This window comes from Lacrimispora brassicae, from assembly GCF_054772055.1.
Genome location: NZ_BRYH01000053.1, coordinates 18,420 through 33,834 on the forward strand (window position 1 = coordinate 18,420; position 15,415 = coordinate 33,834).

General features: G+C 46.5%; 16 protein-coding genes. 13 read left to right on the forward strand and 3 right to left on the reverse strand.

Annotation, left to right across the window (positions count from 1 at the left end; genetic code table 11):
• The first annotated feature begins 5 nt into the window (after positions 1–5).
• Positions 6–1,700: a sensor histidine kinase gene (locus ACYVD3_RS23755; protein ID WP_460644978.1), complete on the forward strand. Its 1,695-nt coding sequence runs from the start codon at positions 6–8 to the stop codon at positions 1,698–1,700.
• Positions 1,700–2,476 carry a response regulator transcription factor gene (locus ACYVD3_RS23760; RefSeq protein ID WP_460644979.1) on the forward strand — a complete coding sequence of 259 codons (777 nt, stop codon included), beginning with the start codon at positions 1,700–1,702 and terminating at the stop codon, positions 2,474–2,476. The genes ACYVD3_RS23755 and ACYVD3_RS23760 overlap by 1 nt, the downstream gene beginning before the upstream one ends.
• 48 nt (positions 2,477–2,524) lie before the next feature.
• Here the strand turns inward: ACYVD3_RS23760 and ACYVD3_RS23765 are convergent, their stop codons facing one another.
• Together ACYVD3_RS23765 and ACYVD3_RS23770 are read right to left on the reverse strand one after the other, a co-directional pair.
• Positions 2,525–3,196 (reverse strand): YjjG family noncanonical pyrimidine nucleotidase, encoded by a 672-nt coding sequence (locus ACYVD3_RS23765; RefSeq protein ID WP_460644980.1) that lies wholly within the window; start codon positions 3,194–3,196, stop codon positions 2,525–2,527.
• Between the two features lie 4 nt (positions 3,197–3,200).
• A complete protein-coding gene (locus tag ACYVD3_RS23770; RefSeq protein ID WP_460644981.1) occupies positions 3,201–3,839 on the reverse strand; it encodes a YczE/YyaS/YitT family protein in 639 nt (212 codons plus the stop codon).
• Positions 3,840–3,915: 76 nt separating this feature from the next.
• Here ACYVD3_RS23770 and ACYVD3_RS23775 point away from each other — a divergent pair, with 76 nt between their 5' ends.
• From ACYVD3_RS23775 to ACYVD3_RS23810, 8 genes are all read left to right on the forward strand, one after another.
• A complete protein-coding gene (locus ACYVD3_RS23775; RefSeq protein ID WP_460644982.1) occupies positions 3,916–4,539 on the forward strand; it encodes a cyclic nucleotide-binding domain-containing protein in 624 nt (207 codons plus the stop codon).
• Positions 4,540–4,716: 177 nt separating this feature from the next.
• Positions 4,717–5,487, forward strand: coding sequence for a M48 family metallopeptidase (locus tag ACYVD3_RS23780; RefSeq protein WP_460644983.1), 771 nt, complete (start codon positions 4,717–4,719; stop codon positions 5,485–5,487).
• Entirely contained in the window at positions 5,459–6,529 is a 1,071-nt protein-coding gene (locus ACYVD3_RS23785) for an MCP four helix bundle domain-containing protein (RefSeq protein ID WP_460644984.1), read from the forward strand. The genes ACYVD3_RS23780 and ACYVD3_RS23785 overlap by 29 nt, the downstream gene beginning before the upstream one ends.
• Positions 6,489–8,207, forward strand: a complete 1,719-nt coding sequence (recJ, locus tag ACYVD3_RS23790; protein ID WP_460644985.1) for a single-stranded-DNA-specific exonuclease RecJ — start codon at positions 6,489–6,491, stop codon at positions 8,205–8,207. Before ACYVD3_RS23785 ends, recJ begins: the two co-directional genes overlap by 41 nt.
• Positions 8,208–8,226: 19 nt before the next feature.
• Entirely contained in the window at positions 8,227–9,351 is a 1,125-nt protein-coding gene (locus ACYVD3_RS23795; RefSeq protein ID WP_460644986.1) for a Gfo/Idh/MocA family protein, read from the forward strand.
• Between the two features lie 73 nt (positions 9,352–9,424).
• The gene (gene glyA, locus ACYVD3_RS23800) at positions 9,425–10,672 is read left to right on the forward strand and encodes a serine hydroxymethyltransferase (RefSeq protein ID WP_460644987.1); all 1,248 of its coding nucleotides are present in this window, start codon (positions 9,425–9,427) and stop codon (positions 10,670–10,672) included.
• Between the two features lie 246 nt (positions 10,673–10,918).
• Positions 10,919–11,704, forward strand: coding sequence for a MotA/TolQ/ExbB proton channel family protein (locus ACYVD3_RS23805; RefSeq protein WP_460644988.1), 786 nt, complete (start codon positions 10,919–10,921; stop codon positions 11,702–11,704).
• Positions 11,705–11,715: 11 nt separating this feature from the next.
• Positions 11,716–12,516 (forward strand): OmpA/MotB family protein, encoded by an 801-nt coding sequence (locus tag ACYVD3_RS23810; protein WP_460644989.1) that lies wholly within the window; start codon positions 11,716–11,718, stop codon positions 12,514–12,516.
• A gap of 94 nt (positions 12,517–12,610) precedes the next feature.
• On the opposite strand, the gene ACYVD3_RS23815 is transcribed toward ACYVD3_RS23810, so the two are convergent.
• A complete protein-coding gene (locus ACYVD3_RS23815; protein WP_460644990.1) occupies positions 12,611–12,781 on the reverse strand; it encodes a DUF1540 domain-containing protein in 171 nt (56 codons plus the stop codon).
• A gap of 294 nt (positions 12,782–13,075) precedes the next feature.
• Between ACYVD3_RS23815 and ACYVD3_RS23820 the strand changes: the two genes are divergently transcribed.
• The 3 genes from ACYVD3_RS23820 (at position 13,076) to ACYVD3_RS23830 (ending at position 15,415) form a co-directional block, all read left to right on the forward strand.
• Positions 13,076–13,978 carry an SDR family oxidoreductase gene (locus tag ACYVD3_RS23820; RefSeq protein ID WP_460644991.1) on the forward strand — a complete coding sequence of 301 codons (903 nt, stop codon included), beginning with the start codon at positions 13,076–13,078 and terminating at the stop codon, positions 13,976–13,978.
• A 192-nt stretch (positions 13,979–14,170) separates the two neighbouring features.
• Positions 14,171–14,935, forward strand: a complete 765-nt coding sequence (locus ACYVD3_RS23825; protein ID WP_460644992.1) for an FAD binding domain-containing protein — start codon at positions 14,171–14,173, stop codon at positions 14,933–14,935.
• Between the two features lie 12 nt (positions 14,936–14,947).
• Entirely contained in the window at positions 14,948–15,415 is a 468-nt protein-coding gene (locus ACYVD3_RS23830) for a (2Fe-2S)-binding protein (protein WP_460644993.1), read from the forward strand.

Here is a 15,415-nt window from a genome sequence, read left to right on the forward strand (position 1 = left end):
GGAGCATGAAAAAGGGACGATATTTCAAAGAGGAGCTGCGCCGCCTGATCTTGGGGTATGCCATCATTCCGGCGGCAGGTTTTACCCTGATCTGTACGCTGGTTTTTCTTGCGGTCCTTCTCTACGGAAAAGAAAGCGGGAATGAGTCTCACAATGCTTTTGTGGCGGAGGAACTGGAAAAGGTTCTTACAGGATATGAAGAAAACCTTGTGGCGCTTTCGGATTCTGATCTGCTTCTTAACGTGGGTTTAAGCGCAGCCGGGCAAAGGTTGGTGTTTGAGGAATTTTACCGGATGTCCGGCCAGTTGGGATATAAGGCGGAGCTGTATGTTTTTGACGGAGAAAAGCAGGTGCTTTTGTCCACCAGAAAGGAGATCCCGGAATATTTATCAGGCAGAGAGGGCGTGCGCTGGGGAATGTTCGGGGCAATGGACGAAAACCCCGGAGAAACCAGGGTGCGCTTAATGGAGGCATGGAAAGGCTCGGACCGGGATATTGCCATGGGCATGGCAATGATGCGGGAAGGGAAAAGGGCAGGATATCTGGTTTTTACCATTAACAGCAGCCAGTTTAAGGCGGTGCTGGACCGGTCGGACAGCCAGACCATCATTGCAGACCGGTTTGGATGGGTTTATTTAAGCAGCAATTATAATCTGGTCAGCAGCAGCAACCAGGTTATTAATACCCTTAAAATGGCTGGCCGGTATCTGCCCCATGATAAGAAGATGTATCTGGTATCCGTCCATCCGGCCTATCACCGCATGTTTCTGGTCTATTCCGTAACGGATATCCAGAATATTGTGGTTTCCCTGGGCCTTAGCAGCGCTCTTATTATCACCGCTCTTGTGCTCATGACCATTTGGGTGCTGATCAGCACAAAAAAGGTGACGGAGCGGGAAACCAGGGATTTCTACCGTCTCCTTCGTGTTATGGAGATGGCCAGAGATGGAAATTTAGACACTTCTCTTGAAATAGAAAGTGAAAATGAATTCCGGATCATAGCCGATGCCTACCGGGAAACCATTGCCAGCTTAAAGCAGCAGATGGAGAACAACCGGAGGATGACGGAGCTGGTGGCAGCCGCACAGAATAAGCAGTTGGAATCCCAGTTTAACCCTCATTTTCTGTTTAATACTCTGGAAAATATCCGGTATATGTGCCTGATCCAGCCGGAGACAGCCGGGAAAATGGTGTTCAGCCTGTCAAATCTCCTGCGCTACAGCTTAGATGGCAGCAGGGCAGAGGTTACTCTGGAAGAAGATCTGGAGCATCTTGAAAATTACCTTATGATTTTAAAATACCGGTTCAACCGGCGGTTTTCCTATGTGGTGGATGTGGAAGAGTCGGCATTATCCTGCCGGATTCCCAGACTGGTGCTGCAGCCCATGATTGAGAATTCTGTAAAATACGGGTTTGGCAACCAGGAAAATTTAAAGGTAGAGCTTAAGGCCTATATTCATGAAGAACGGCTGATCATGATCTGCAGGGATGACGGAATCGGGATGACTCCAGGGGTTTTAAGTGAGATTCAGGCGCTTTTGGAACAGGAGGAGAACAACAGAAGGCATTCCGGGCTTTATAACATACACAGGAGGTGCAGGATCCTTTACGGAAGGCCCTATGGGGTGGAGATACGCAGTGCGGAAGGGCTTGGTACAACCCTGGTGGTGACCATTCCTGCACAAAGGGAGGAATTGTAATGTTACGGGTGATGATAGCGGAGGATGAGGATATTATCCGCAAGGGTCTGATCTATACCACAGATTGGATGGGAATGGACTGTGTTGTGGTGGCAGAGGCGGCCAATGGGCAGGAGGGGCTTTTAAAGATACTGGAGCATAAGCCGGATGTGGTCATTGCAGATATCTGTATGCCGTATATGGATGGGATCGAGATGATAAAGGAAGCTTCCAAGAGTGTGAAGTTTAAAAGCGTTCTTCTCACCAGCTATGCGGAATTTGAATATGCCAGAAGAGCCATTGCGGCCAAGGTCAGCGAATACTTATTAAAGCCGGTGGATGAGGAAAAACTTGGATCCATTATGAAAAGGCTGGGAGAAGAGATCGCAAGCAGCCGCCAGGTGGAATACGTGATGGAGCAGGCGGAATCAGAAGCTGGGATCATGAACCTGGAATACTATATGCAGTTGGATCTTTCGGAAAACATGTATGTTTCCAGGGCGATCCAGGAGATCAAATCAGGGTATGGGGATAAACTGAGCGTGGAATCCATATCCGATAAGCTGGGGGTCAGTGCCAGCTATTTAAGCCGGAAGTTCAAGGAGGTGACCGGCCAGACCTTCCTGGATTTTTTAAATAAGTACCGGATCTCCCAGGCCATTGTTCTCTTAAATACCGGGCAATACCGGATCGGTGAGGTTTCCGATGCAACAGGATTTACAGATTACAAGCATTTTTGTGCGGTATTTAAAAAGTACACGTTAAAATCACCGTCAAAGTTCATGAAAGGGATCTGACAGAAAGCCCGGCAGCAAAAGCTGCCGGGCAGTTGAGGATCATATGAGTTAAAGATTTAACAATTCCGAGAGATCATTAATGATGTAAGTTGCCCTGGAGCCTGCAGGATGGCCGGAAGGGCTAAAGAGACAGGAATCAATGCCGGCGTTTACCGCACCTTGAATGTCAGAGGATATGCTGTCTCCCACCATGATGGTTTTGTCCTTTTCCAAGTGGGGGATATTTGTAAAACAATACTGGAAAAAATGAGGAGATGGCTTTTCATACCCGGCTTTTTCCGATATGAACATTCCGTCGAAAAGATGGAGGATGCCGGCCAGCTCAAGCCTTTGTATCTGGGTGGAGTAAACGCCGTTTGATGCGCAGTATAAGTTTTTTCCCATCTGTTTTAACCGGACCAGGGTTTCCTTGGCGTTGGGGATCAGATCAGAGCCGTTTCCAAGATGGCTGCGGTAACGCCCTTCCGCCTCCTCTCCGCTGATCTCCACGTCATAAAGGCGGAAGAATTGGGAAAAACGGGTATTGAGCAGTTCATCCCTTCCGATCTTTCCCTGCTCCAGCAGGTCCCATAAACGCCGGTTCATCTTTTTATATTGGGGAAGCATATCCTCTATATAGTTTAAATCATAGGATTGGATCATCTTTTTAAATCCCTGCTCTTCGGCGGCGTCAAAATCCAGCAGGGTATTGTCAATATCCAGTAAAAAAGTCTGGTACATGTGTTTATTCCTCCGTGTTTAAATGTTTCTTGAAAAAATTATAGCAGATTCCCAGCAGGGGTGACAGTAGAAAAATGCTGATAACGGTTCCTTCCCTTATTTGCAGGGGGGCATGTGATAACAGGGTCAGGCAAAGAGTGACAATCAGAAATATCACGTCAAAGCTCATGCGGATGGCAGCAAAATTCTTTTTACGGGATTCGCTGATCACAAGGCAAAGGCTTTCTAAGGGGAATTTTACGATCCCGATTGCAAGGACAGCCCCCAGGCTGATGGAAGCGATCCCAAGCCCGGAAAAATAAAGCATAACCCTGTAAAAATAGCTTTCCACGGTAAAAATAGAAAGGAAATGATATAAAAACAGGTTGATAATGTATCCGTTTCCAATGGTGGCAAGGATCTGCAGGGCGTCTTTATAGTTTAGACGGGAGCGCCTTAAAAGTAAATAGGAAATGAAGAACAGCAAATTGATCCCATTAAGTATGGTGCCCACCTTCATTTCAATGGTGTAAGATAGTGTCACTGCCAATGCGTTTAAGACGCTTTGACCGATGGCTGCCTTTAACTGCAGCGATATGCCAAAGCCAAAGAACACAAATGATAGGATGGTTCCGGCCAGGTCGATTGTTTTTTTTCTGCTCATTGTTTTCACCTCGGGAATATGATACCATAAAAAACAGGGTTCCGACTATGAGAATTATCATATGGAGAATAAAAAGATGAAAAAACACTGGACATGTGAACTACCGGACAGCCTGGCAAAGGCCGGGAAGGAAAGGCGTTTTCCGGCGGGAAGGAATATCTTTCATGTGGATGAGAAGATCACTCACTGCTACCTGATCCTTTCCGGAATGGTGAAAATCTATATTGACCATGAAAATGGGCGCCGGTCGATTCTTGATTTTGCAGGAAAGGGTGACTGGCTGGGAGAGCTTTCCTTATTTTGCTGTGAGGATTATATCAAGGAGAATAAGGTGATGGACGATGTGGTCTGCCTGGAATTTGAACTGGACCAGTTAATGCAGGTCTGCAAAAAAGAGGCAGAAGCATCGTTCTACTTTGCGTCCTATATTTCCAATAAACTGATGGTCAGAAGTTACCGGATGAGTGAATACTTAAATTATTCCCTGGAAAAAAGGCTGGCTTCTTTTATTCTTATATATCAGCAGAATGGGAAATATGCCATACCCCATACAGATGTTTCGGAATATATGAATATCAGCTACCGCCATGTGCTTTTTGTCATAAAAAAATTTTGTGATGACGGAATCCTTAAAAAGGATAAGGGATACCGGATCATGGATTATGAAAAGCTGGAAGAGATTTCCCACGGTTTTCCATGAGGCGGAAGGGTGGTACAAAGGAAGACTGCAATAAGGGAACCTGCCGGGTTCTCTTATTTTGCATTTCAGGCCATTAAGATATGTATTGTTTCTTTTGCATTTATTCGCTATAATTGGGGATACGGGTTTAAGTATATGACAGATAGAAGATAAAGGGAAAAGGTTGGAATCAGATCTATGGAAGCGGGCAATCATGACAGCAGAAGGGAAATGGGCATGGTCTCCTTTAACGATGGAAGCACATGCTCTTACCGGATCATAAAATCGGACAGGCGCACCCTGGCCCTGCAGGTCACGAAAACGGGAGAGGTTTTCGTAAGGATTCCAAGGCGTCTGGCCTTTGGAGCAGGGCATGAGCTGGTGCAGAAAAACAGGGACTGGGTTTTTACCCAGGTGGCAAAGGTCCGGAAAGCAGGGGAGCAAAGGGAAGCCTTCCATTGGACGGAAGGGGCTTCCTTGCTGCTTTACGGACACAGCCGGGTCCTTTTAGTAAAGCCTGATCATAAGAGAAAAACCTTTTGTGTACAGGATACAAAGGAGAGTCTGGTGGTTTTCTGCCCGGCGGGACCCAATGAGGAAACGGGGCGGGAAGCTGCCTTAAAAGGGGCGGTGGAGCTTTGGTACAAACAGGAAGCCAGGCGGTATCTGGCGGAAAAAACAGCCAGGTGGTCTGCAGTTATGAAGGTGGACTATGGGAGGATTGCCATCCGGAATCAGGCGACCAGGTGGGGAAGCTGCAGCGCCAGGGGAAATTTAAATTTCAACTGGAGGCTTGTGCTTCTTCCGGAAGAGCTGGCCGATTATGTGGTGGTCCATGAACTGGCCCATCGGATTCATATGAACCATTCCCATAGATTTTGGGAGGTCGTGGAGAGAGAATTACCGGATTACCGGTTAAGAAGGAGAGAATTAAAGCGCTATGAAGCTGAAATCTATCAGAAATATTAATATTAAAACAAAGCTCCTGCTCTTAGGGGGGATCAGTATTATGGGATTGATTTTCATGGGGACGGAATCCGTCATAACCGCCAGGCAGATCAATGAAGCCAGTACGGAAATCTCCCAGTCCTGGGTGCCGGCCATCATCATTGCCGAGGAACTGAATACCAGGACATCAGACTACCGCATTAAGGAATATAATCACGTCATCACCGTCCATGACAGGGATAGGGACCGCCTGGAAGAGGAAATGGACCAGATCCGGGAAGACATTGCCCAGGGTTTTAAGGATTATGAGCGTTATATCGCCAATGAATCGGACCGGAAACTGATGGAGGAGGCGGAAAGGGAATGGAATAAATATTTAGATTACAGCCGCCGCTTACTTGTGGTAAGCCGTGAAAACCGCACCCAGGAAGCGTTTGATATGATCATAGGGGAGTCCGGACAGCTATTTGATGATGCCAGCAACGGGCTTTTAAAGGTGGCGGATTTTAACCGCAAGGGAGCTGAGACGGCCAGCATTCATGGAGACAGGCTCTATGAGCAGCTTGCAAAAATAAAAATCATAACCATCTGCCTGATCAGCGGGGTGATTTCCCTTTTGGTGATTTATATCATCACTGCCATTGACAAGCCTGTAAAAGCCCTTGTGGAAGGGACCAGGAGAGTTGCCAACGGAGATTTAGAGGTATACCTTCCTTACCGTTCTGAGGACGAGATCGGTATTCTGACCCATTCCGTCAACCAGCTCATTAAGCGGCTTAAGTATATCATTGATGATGAGAAATATCTGTTCAGGGAGATCGGAAGTGAGAATTTTGAGGTAAAATCCACCTGTGAGCATGCGTACCGGGGAGATTTTGCTCCCATCCTCTACTCCATTACCAGCCTGATGAGCCGGCTTGATGCGGCAAAGAAACGAAAGGAAAGAGGAGAGTCAAAGAGTACGGAAGAAAATGAAAAGGAGGAACTTTCCGGCAGAGCTATTTGCAGGGAGATAACCAAACATGGCAGAAGAGAAATGGATGCTTCAGACAAAGAGGGCTGATTTTGATGAAATGGCCAGATGCCACCACATTTCACCGGTGACTGCAAGAATCATACGAAACCGGGAGGTAATGGGAAGGGAAGCAGTAGAAAAATATTTATACGGAGAGTTAAAGGATCTATACAGCCCTCATCTTTTAAAGGATATGGACAGGACCGTGGAGATCCTTATGGAAAAGACGAAGCAGTTAAAGCCCATAAGGATCGTAGGCGATTATGACATTGACGGCGTCTGCTCCACCTATCTTTTGTATCAGGCCCTGTCTCAAGTGGGAGCTGCGGTGGATTATGAGATCCCGGACCGGTTAAAGGATGGATATGGGATCAATGAATCCATTATCCGGGCAGCCGCAGGGGATGGCATTGATACCATACTTACCTGTGACAACGGGATCGCCGCAGTGGAACAGATCCGGCTTGCAAAGGAGCTGGGTCTTACGGTCCTCATTACGGACCACCATGATATCATGAAGGAGAACGGCAGGGAGGTCCTTCCTCCGGCAGATGCGGTGGTGAATCCAAAGCAGGAGGCGTGTTCCTATCCCTATCCTGAGATCTGCGGGGGAATGGTGGCTTATAAGCTGGTTCAGGCTCTTTATGAGGCATTTCACGTGCCAATGGAGAAATGGCTGGAAATGGTGGAATTTGCTGCCATTGCAACCGTAGGCGATGTGATGAAGCTTCAGGATGAGAACCGGATCATCGTAAAGGAAGGGCTGAAACGGATGGGGCGGACAAAGAGCCTGGGACTGTTAAAGCTCATTGAGAGGAACGACCTGGATAAGGATCAGATCACCGCCTATCAGATCGGATTTGTGATCGGACCATGTTTAAACGCGGGAGGACGCCTTCAGACGGCCAAGCTGGCATTGTCCCTGCTTCTTAGCAGAAACGAAGAGGAAGCGGATCAAATGGCCCTGGAATTAAAGGCGCTGAATGACCAGCGCAAGGACATGACAAAGCAGGGGACAAGTGAGGCTGTGGAGCAGGTGGAAGCCCTTTACGGCGGGGATAAGGTTCTGGTGGTATATCTGCCTGAATGTCATGAATCACTGGCGGGAATCATTGCAGGACGGCTGCGGGAATATTTTCAAAAGCCTGCCTTTGTCCTGACGGATGGGGAGGAATCCGTCAAAGGCTCCGGCCGTTCCATTGAAACCTACCACATGTTTGATGCCCTTGTAAGCGTAAAGGAATTGCTGTTAAAATTTGGGGGCCATCCCATGGCGGCCGGCTTATCCCTCCTTAAGGAGCATGTGGATGAATTCCGGAAATCTCTCAATGAACAGGCAAGGCTTACAGAGGAAGATTTCATACGAAAGGTATGGATCGATGTTCCCATGCCCCTGGAATACATAAACGAGCCTTTGATCCAGGAACTGGAGCTGCTGGAGCCATTTGGCCAGGGCAATGAAAAGCCTTTGTTTGCCCAAAAGGGGCTTCATATCCGAAGTGTCCGTGTTTTGGGAAAGAACAGGAATGCCGTGAAATTTTCCCTTGCCACGGATCAGGGAACGCCCATGGATGCCATGCTGTTTGCTGACGGGGATTCCTTTCTGGAAGAACTGGAAAAAAGCCGGATCCTGGATGTGGTCTATTATCCTTCCATAAATGAATACAACGGAAATAAAACGCTGCAGATTATCATAAGAAACTATAAGATTCCAAAGGGTGTATGACGGAGAAAGGGACAGATCAATGGAAGAAATCAGGGCGGTTGTCATTGGATATGGCGGCATGGGAAGCCAGTATGCGGAAATGCTTCATAAAGGAGAAGTAAAAGGCATGTGTCTTTCCGGGGTATGCTGCCGCAATGAAAAAGGGCAGTCAAGGATCCGGCAAGCCTACCCTTACGCGGCTGTCTACGGAAATGTTGATGAGGTATTTGCCCATAAGGATACATTTGATGTGGCGGTGATCGTGACGCCTCACGGAACCCATGTGGAGATGGGAATCCTGGCGGCCCGGGCAGGAAAGCACATCCTTATGGACAAGCCTGCAGGAGTGTCAGTCCCAGAGGTGAAGAGGCTCCTTGAAGCGGTAAAGGAGTCCTCAGTCAGTTTTGGGATGATTTTTAATACCCGCATGAAGGGGGTCTATGAGAGGGCCAAGGCATTTCTGGAGGAGGGAAGGCTTGGCAGGGTCACACGGGCGGTATGGGTGTGCAATACCTGGTACCGGACCCCTGCTTATCATCATTCCGCTCCCTGGAGAAGCACCTGGAGAGGCGAACACGGAGGGCTTTTGATCAACCAGTGCCAGCACTATCTGGATATCTGGCAGTGGCTTTTAGGAATGCCTGATGAGGTGTATGCCTCCATTGATATGGGAAAATACAGTGATATTACGGTTGATGACAGCTTTGATTTACAATTCTTTTACAAAAGCGGCCTTCGTGGGACCTTTATAAGCGCCACCGGAGAACATCCGGGGACCAACCGGCTGGAAATATGGGGAACCAGAGGCAGGCTTACCATTGAAGAGGGGGCGCGCATTTTCTTTGATGAAAATATGATACCCACGGATGAATTTGCAAAGGTGAACAAGGAAATATACGGGAAGCCGGTACACTCCCTTAAGGAGCTTCCGGCAGAAAACCGTGAGGGAATGGAATACCGGCTTGTTTTCCGGAAATTTGCGGACCATCTTCTTTACGGAAAGGAAATGGCTGCCGGGGGAGAAGACGGGCTGAGGACCGTTATGATGGCTAATGGAGCATATCTTTCCTCCTGGCTGGATAAGCGGATCTCCTTCCCGGTGGATGATACGCTGTACCAGAAGATGTTAAAGGCCAAAGAGGAAGATGAGAAAGCCTTGACATAGTGGTGAAAAATGTCTTATAATCTACCACAATGGAAATGTGGTAAAATTCAAAAGGAAAAGTGAGGGATTGCACATGGTAAATCAGGTAATGAAATTTATCACCGGCTATGATAGGGAAGTGGGAGAAGCCATTGAAAAGGAGTGCGCAAGACAGAGGAGAAATCTGGAATTGATCGCATCGGAAAACATTGTTTCAGAACCGGTCATGATGGCCATGGGAACTGTACTTACCAACAAGTATGCGGAAGGGTATCCTGGAAAGCGCTATTACGGCGGCTGCGAGGATGTGGACATTGTTGAGACCATTGCCATAGAGCGGGCAAAAGAGTTATTTGGCTGCGATTATGCCAACGTTCAGCCTCATTCCGGTGCCCAGGCCAATATGGCGGTGTTTCTCGCCATGCTTCAGCCGGGGGATACGGTTATGGGCATGAATTTAAACCATGGGGGTCACTTAACCCACGGAAGTCCCGTCAACTTTTCCGGTTTGTATTTTAATATTGTTCCTTACGGCGTCAACGATGAGGGATTTCTTGATTATGATGAGATGGAGAGGCTTGCGCTTGTGCATAAGCCGAAGCTCATTGTGGCCGGAGCCAGCGCATACGGAAGGATCATTGATTTTAAGAGATTCCAGGAAGTTGCCCATAAGGCAGGAGCTTATCTTATGGTGGATATGGCCCACATTGCAGGCCTTGTTGCAGCAGGACTCCATCCAAGCCCCATCCCTTATGCGGATGTGGTGACAACCACCACTCATAAGACTCTTCGGGGACCCAGAGGCGGTATGATTTTGGCAAATCAGGAAGCTGCGGACAAATTTAACTTCAATAAGGCTATTTTCCCGGGAACCCAGGGAGGTCCTTTGGAGCATGTGATCGCAGGCAAGGCCGTCTGCTTTGGGGAAGCCTTAAAGCCTGAGTTTAAGACCTATCAGGAGCAGGTGGTGAAAAATGCAAAGGCCCTGGCGGCTGCCCTGATCGGGCAGGGATTCAACATCCTGACAGGTGGTACGGATAACCATTTAATGCTGATTGATTTAAGAGGAATGGAGGTAACAGGAAAGGAACTGCAGAACCGATGTGATGAGGTTTATATTACCCTGAACAAAAATGCGGTGCCCAATGACCCCAGAAGTCCCTTTGTGACCTCCGGTGTCCGTGTGGGAACTCCGGCCATCACCTCAAGAGGCTTAAAGGAAGAGGATATGGAAAAGATCGCAGAGTGTATCTGGTTAACTGCCACGGATTTTGAAAACAAAGCTGGCTATATCCGGGATGAAGTGACAAAGATCTGTGACAAATATCCGTTGTATGAATAGAGAAATATAAAATAAGAGGCTGCTATGTAAGAGTTTATATGGGATATCGTGCATGAAATGAGTTATGATGCATGGTATCTGATATAACTTCTTTCATGGCAGCCTTTTCTTATTTTCCGGATCTTTAACGATTATTTAATACAAGAGCAGCAATAAATATATTATACTATAACAGGTTGTCCACACTGGTATTGCTGAGTTCAGCCGCATACATAACTACTAAACCGGATATACAAAGGAGAAACTATGGAGTTAACTACCATACTAGGCGTTATAATCGGCGTTATTGCCGTTGTGGGCGCTATGATTTTTAAGCACATTGAGTTTACTGTTCTTATAAACCCGGCAGCCTTTTTTGTTATTTTTGTGGGTACGATTGCTACGATTTTGAATTCCTATCCAGGGCAGAATATTAAAGCCATCGGATCCCTGTTCAGGATCCTTTTTACAAAGCAAAAAGAACTCTCTGAAGCTGAAATGATTGAATTAATGTATGTTTTATCAAAGCAGGCCCGTTCAGAGGGTCTTTTGTCCCTGGAAGTTAAAGCAGAAGAGCTTCAGGATCCTTTTTTAAAAAAAGGCATCCGTTTGCTTGTTGACGGCGCTGGAGAAGATCTGATCGAAGATATTTTAGAAACCGAAATTGCCGCAATAGAAAAGCGGCATGAAATCAATGCAAGCATCTTTTCTTCAGCCGGTACCTATGCTCCTACTCTGGGTGTTTTGGGTGCAGTATTCGGGTTGATCGCTGCGATGGCCTCGATCAATGATACGGAAAGAATGGCTGAAGCAATTGCTGCGGCATTTATTGCAACGATTCTTGGTATTTTTACCGGCTATGTATTGTGGAATCCATTTGCAAAAAAGCTTAAAGTAAAAAGCCAGCAGGAAATAATGGCAAAAGAAATTATTATAAAAGGTGTTATATCCATGCAGCACGGTGATTCCCCCTTTATACTCAGGGAAAAGTTACTTGCCGCTCTTCCCAAATCTAAGCAGAAAAAAATTATTGAGCAGGAAAAAAAGGAATAGGGTGATCACGTATGTCAAAAAAGAGAGAGCACGTACATCAGGAAGAGGAAGCCGGCGAAGCATGGCTGCTGCCATATTCGGATTTGATGACCCTGCTGCTGGCAGTTTTCATCGTACTTTTTGCCGTCAGTAAGATTGATGTTCAAAAAGCACAGCAGATTTCCCAGCAGTTCGCAGGAACTATGATGAATAAAGACTATGCTGCCGGAGCGTCGTCGGGAACAGGTTCCGGCGGAGACGGCGTACAGGAGGGCGGCGCACAGACAGGCGGCCCGTTAAATATTGAAACACAAAGTGAGTTGGAGAGCTTTTTGGGTGAGTATGAACTCAAAAAGCTGGAATCCTTAAAAACCGAACTTGATACAAAACTATATACCAATGGCATGGATCAGTCCGTATCAACCATGATTGACATGCGGGGACTTGTAATCAGATTAAATAATGCCATACTTTTTGACTCGGGAAGTGCACAAATCAAAAAACAAAGTGAGGATACATTGATTGAGGTGGCAAGCCTTCTCAATACCACTGATAACTACATACGTATTGAGGGCCATACCGACAACGTTCCCATTAGCCGCAGTACCTATCCTTCTAACTGGGAATTGTCTACTGCAAGAGCTGTCAGCGTTGTAAAGCTTTTTATTAATAAATGTAATTTTTCACCAGATAAGCTTATTGCTGTGGGCTACGGCGAATTTAAACCTGTTGCTGACAATGCAACTGCTGAAGGAAGATCGAAAAACAGACGCATTGATGTTATTGTTCTAAGTGAAAAATACAATAATCTTGAAGAACAGCTTGTAAAGTAAGGACAGTGCTTGTATATTTGTTCAATTACATTAAAAATACTGCGTGGCTTTTATGCCGCGCAGTATTTTTTTGGAGGAAATTAAAGTTGACAGCTTATGCCTGGTTTTTGAAAGATTCGCAGTCAGTACACTCTTTTTTCGTAGGATTCTTTTCATGAGTTCCTACTTTAATTTTCTCCAGGGTGCAATAATCTTCACTCTTTGCATGGTAAGTGCAGTTGTCGATGGAGCATTGGATACATTCGTTTTTTCCGTTTACTAACATGGGTAAACCCTCCTTGATTGATTATTACATCTATTATTGTGAGCGAAATCGGCAGAAATATTATGGCAATTTTTTCTTAAAAAGGGTGCGTTATAGTTTTGTTAAACAAAATTTTTTTTTGTGCTATCCTTCCATTTGTTAAAACAGCATAAAGTTTTGCTGTCAACCAACTATGGAGGTGTAGTATATGGATCACTGCACTTTATCTCCAGACGTTCTATTGGAAAGAGGCCATACAGGTTATTGGAGCCGGGAAAGGAATGTGGTATACTGTTAAAAACAGGAGGGAAAAGGATGAAGAAAAAATTAATGGTCACAGGATCCCAGGGCTTCCTTGGAGGGAGAATTGCCGCATATTATGAAAAGAATTATGATGTGGTCAGGGTGGGCCATAGGGATCTGGACATTACAGATGAAGCATCGGTGACGGAATATCTAAAGAATAAAAATCCTGGTGTGGTGATCCATTGTGCCGCGGTATCCGACACCAGAGTATGCCAGGAGCGCCCGGAGCTTTCTGAGGCAGTGAACCGAAAGGGAGCTGTGAATATGGCCAAAGCCTGCAGGGAGAATGGCAGCAGACTGATTTTTATGAGCTCTGATCAGATCTATGGGGGCAGCAGGAAAAAAGGACCTAATAAGGAATCCGATGAAGTTCCCCTTATCAATGTTTATGGGACTCATAAAAAGCAGGCAGAGGATGAGATCCTTAAGATCCTGCCTGACGGAATCTGCCTTCGTCTTTCCTGGATGTATGATTTTCCAGTGAGAGGCTTTAAAAGCAGCTCCAATCTTTTAACCAACCTCTTAAGATCCATGGTGCAGAACCGCTCCATAAGTCTGTCGGTTTACGATTACCGGGGGATTACCTGGGTACAGGAGGTAGTAACAAACATGGAGCCGGCCATGGACCTGCCAGGCGGAATCTATAATTTTGGCAGTGAAAGCACCCTTTCTACCTATGATATAGGAAGCCGTGTCTTTCAGATGCTTGATAAAAACGGAAACAGAGGGGAGTTTGTGATCCCGGATAAAACAGGGAATCAGGACAATCCCAGGAACTTAACCATGGACTTAGGAAAGCTTAAAGCTTTTGGAATTGATTTTTCTGAAACAGCAGCAGGATTTTTAAAATGCCTTAATTCCTGCCCCGAATATGTCCAGGCATTAATAGGAGAATCTATTGTCGAATTTTGACGAATTTAATAAAAAATCTGTAAAACCATTGTCAAAACCGGAAGGAGTGTGATATACTCCTTCCGGTTTTCTAATATATGATACGGTATTTATAATATACACTAATAAATAAAACGACGTTTTACTGATAGGTAAGGGAAAACCGGTTAGAAGACAATAAGGGAAGGCTTGGGAGTCAGGAGGACAGTTCCAATGATTCGATTTAAAAATTATGTAAAAGCGGAAAGCCTGGAGGAGGCCTTTGTGCTGAATCAGAAGAAAAGCTGCATCATAGGCGGAGGCATGATGTGGCTGAAGGTACAGAACCGGGTGAGGATGACCCTGGTGGATTTATCCGGACTTGGGCTTGACAGGATTGAGGAAAAGGAAGATGAGTTTTCCATAGGCGCTATGTGCACCCTGCGCCAGTTGGAGACCCATGAAGGGCTGAACACTTGCTTTCACGGAGTTTTCAAGGAGTGCACCCGTTCCATTGTGGGGGTCCAGTTCCGAAACGGGGCCACCGTAGGAGGGAGCGTGTACGGCCGGTTTGGATTTTCTGATATTACCACCTGCTTACTGGCCCTTGACACCTATGTGGAGCTGTACCGGGGAGGCCTGGTTCCTTTAGAGGAATTCTGCCGGATGAAGGGCGACCGGGATATTCTGGTCCGCATTCATATTAAAAAGGATGGAAGAAAAGCGGCCTATGGATCCCAGCGCATGTCAAAGACGGATTTTCCCGTGATTGCCTGCTGCACAGCCAGGAAAGAAGGAACGCTCTATGTTTCCGTAGGGGCCAGGCCTGGAAAGGCGGAGCTGGTGGTTCTTGAGGATACCCGGGACTGCCCTGAGGAAGAGCTTGCAAAAAGGGCATCAGAAGGCTTTTGTTATGGCACCAACATGAGAGGAAGCAAAGAGTACCGGAAGCATTTGGCTGAAATATATATCAGACGGCTTTTAGAAGGGCTGGATTAAGAGGAGGGGTAAATGGAAATAGAATTCACACTGAACGGAAAACTGACCTATGAGGTGATCGCAGATGACACCACCTTATTCCACCTTCTTAGAAGGAAGGGCTGCTACAGCGTAAAATGCGGCTGTGAAACGGAAAACTGCGGGCTTTGTACGGTGCTGGTCAATGGGAAATCAAGGCTTTCCTGCTCCTTTTTAGCGGCCAGGGCAAATGGCTGTGAAGTGGTGACCCTGGAAGGGGTGGAACAGGAAGCAAAGGAATTTGGGGCGTATCTGGCTTCGGAAGGAGCGGAGCAGTGCGGATTTTGCAGCCCAGGGCTTATTATGAATGTGCTTGCAATGGAAAAGGAAGAAATAACCCTTGATGGCCAGGGAATCAAAGAGTATCTGGCAGGAAATCTATGCCGGTGCAGCGGTTATATGGGACAGCTTCGGGCCGTGAAGAACTATTTAAGCAGAGGGGAGAATAGGGATGAATTATAA

Excerpts from the sequence above, each read along its gene's own strand:
- ACYVD3_RS23770 (WP_460644981.1), bottom strand. The coding sequence starts at position 3,839 with ATGAGCAGAAAAAAAACAATCGACCTGGCCGGAACCATCCTATCATTT.
- ACYVD3_RS23820 (WP_460644991.1), top strand. The coding sequence starts at position 13,076 with ATGAAGAAAAAATTAATGGTCACAGGATCCCAGGGCTTCCTTGGAGGG.
- ACYVD3_RS23810 (WP_460644989.1), top strand. The coding sequence starts at position 11,716 with ATGTCAAAAAAGAGAGAGCACGTACATCAGGAAGAGGAAGCCGGCGAA.
- recJ (WP_460644985.1), top strand. The coding sequence starts at position 6,489 with ATGGCAGAAGAGAAATGGATGCTTCAGACAAAGAGGGCTGATTTTGAT.
- ACYVD3_RS23825 (WP_460644992.1), top strand. The coding sequence starts at position 14,171 with ATGATTCGATTTAAAAATTATGTAAAAGCGGAAAGCCTGGAGGAGGCC.
- ACYVD3_RS23760 (WP_460644979.1), top strand. The coding sequence starts at position 1,700 with ATGTTACGGGTGATGATAGCGGAGGATGAGGATATTATCCGCAAGGGT.
- ACYVD3_RS23755 (WP_460644978.1), top strand. The coding sequence starts at position 6 with ATGAAAAAGGGACGATATTTCAAAGAGGAGCTGCGCCGCCTGATCTTG.
- glyA (WP_460644987.1), top strand. The coding sequence starts at position 9,425 with ATGGTAAATCAGGTAATGAAATTTATCACCGGCTATGATAGGGAAGTG.
- ACYVD3_RS23830 (WP_460644993.1), top strand. The coding sequence starts at position 14,948 with ATGGAAATAGAATTCACACTGAACGGAAAACTGACCTATGAGGTGATC.
- ACYVD3_RS23775 (WP_460644982.1), top strand. The coding sequence starts at position 3,916 with ATGAAAAAACACTGGACATGTGAACTACCGGACAGCCTGGCAAAGGCC.
- ACYVD3_RS23780 (WP_460644983.1), top strand. The coding sequence starts at position 4,717 with ATGGAAGCGGGCAATCATGACAGCAGAAGGGAAATGGGCATGGTCTCC.
- ACYVD3_RS23795 (WP_460644986.1), top strand. The coding sequence starts at position 8,227 with ATGGAAGAAATCAGGGCGGTTGTCATTGGATATGGCGGCATGGGAAGC.
- ACYVD3_RS23785 (WP_460644984.1), top strand. The coding sequence starts at position 5,459 with ATGAAGCTGAAATCTATCAGAAATATTAATATTAAAACAAAGCTCCTG.
- ACYVD3_RS23805 (WP_460644988.1), top strand. The coding sequence starts at position 10,919 with ATGGAGTTAACTACCATACTAGGCGTTATAATCGGCGTTATTGCCGTT.
- ACYVD3_RS23765 (WP_460644980.1), bottom strand. The coding sequence starts at position 3,196 with ATGTACCAGACTTTTTTACTGGATATTGACAATACCCTGCTGGATTTT.
- ACYVD3_RS23815 (WP_460644990.1), bottom strand. The coding sequence starts at position 12,781 with ATGTTAGTAAACGGAAAAAACGAATGTATCCAATGCTCCATCGACAAC.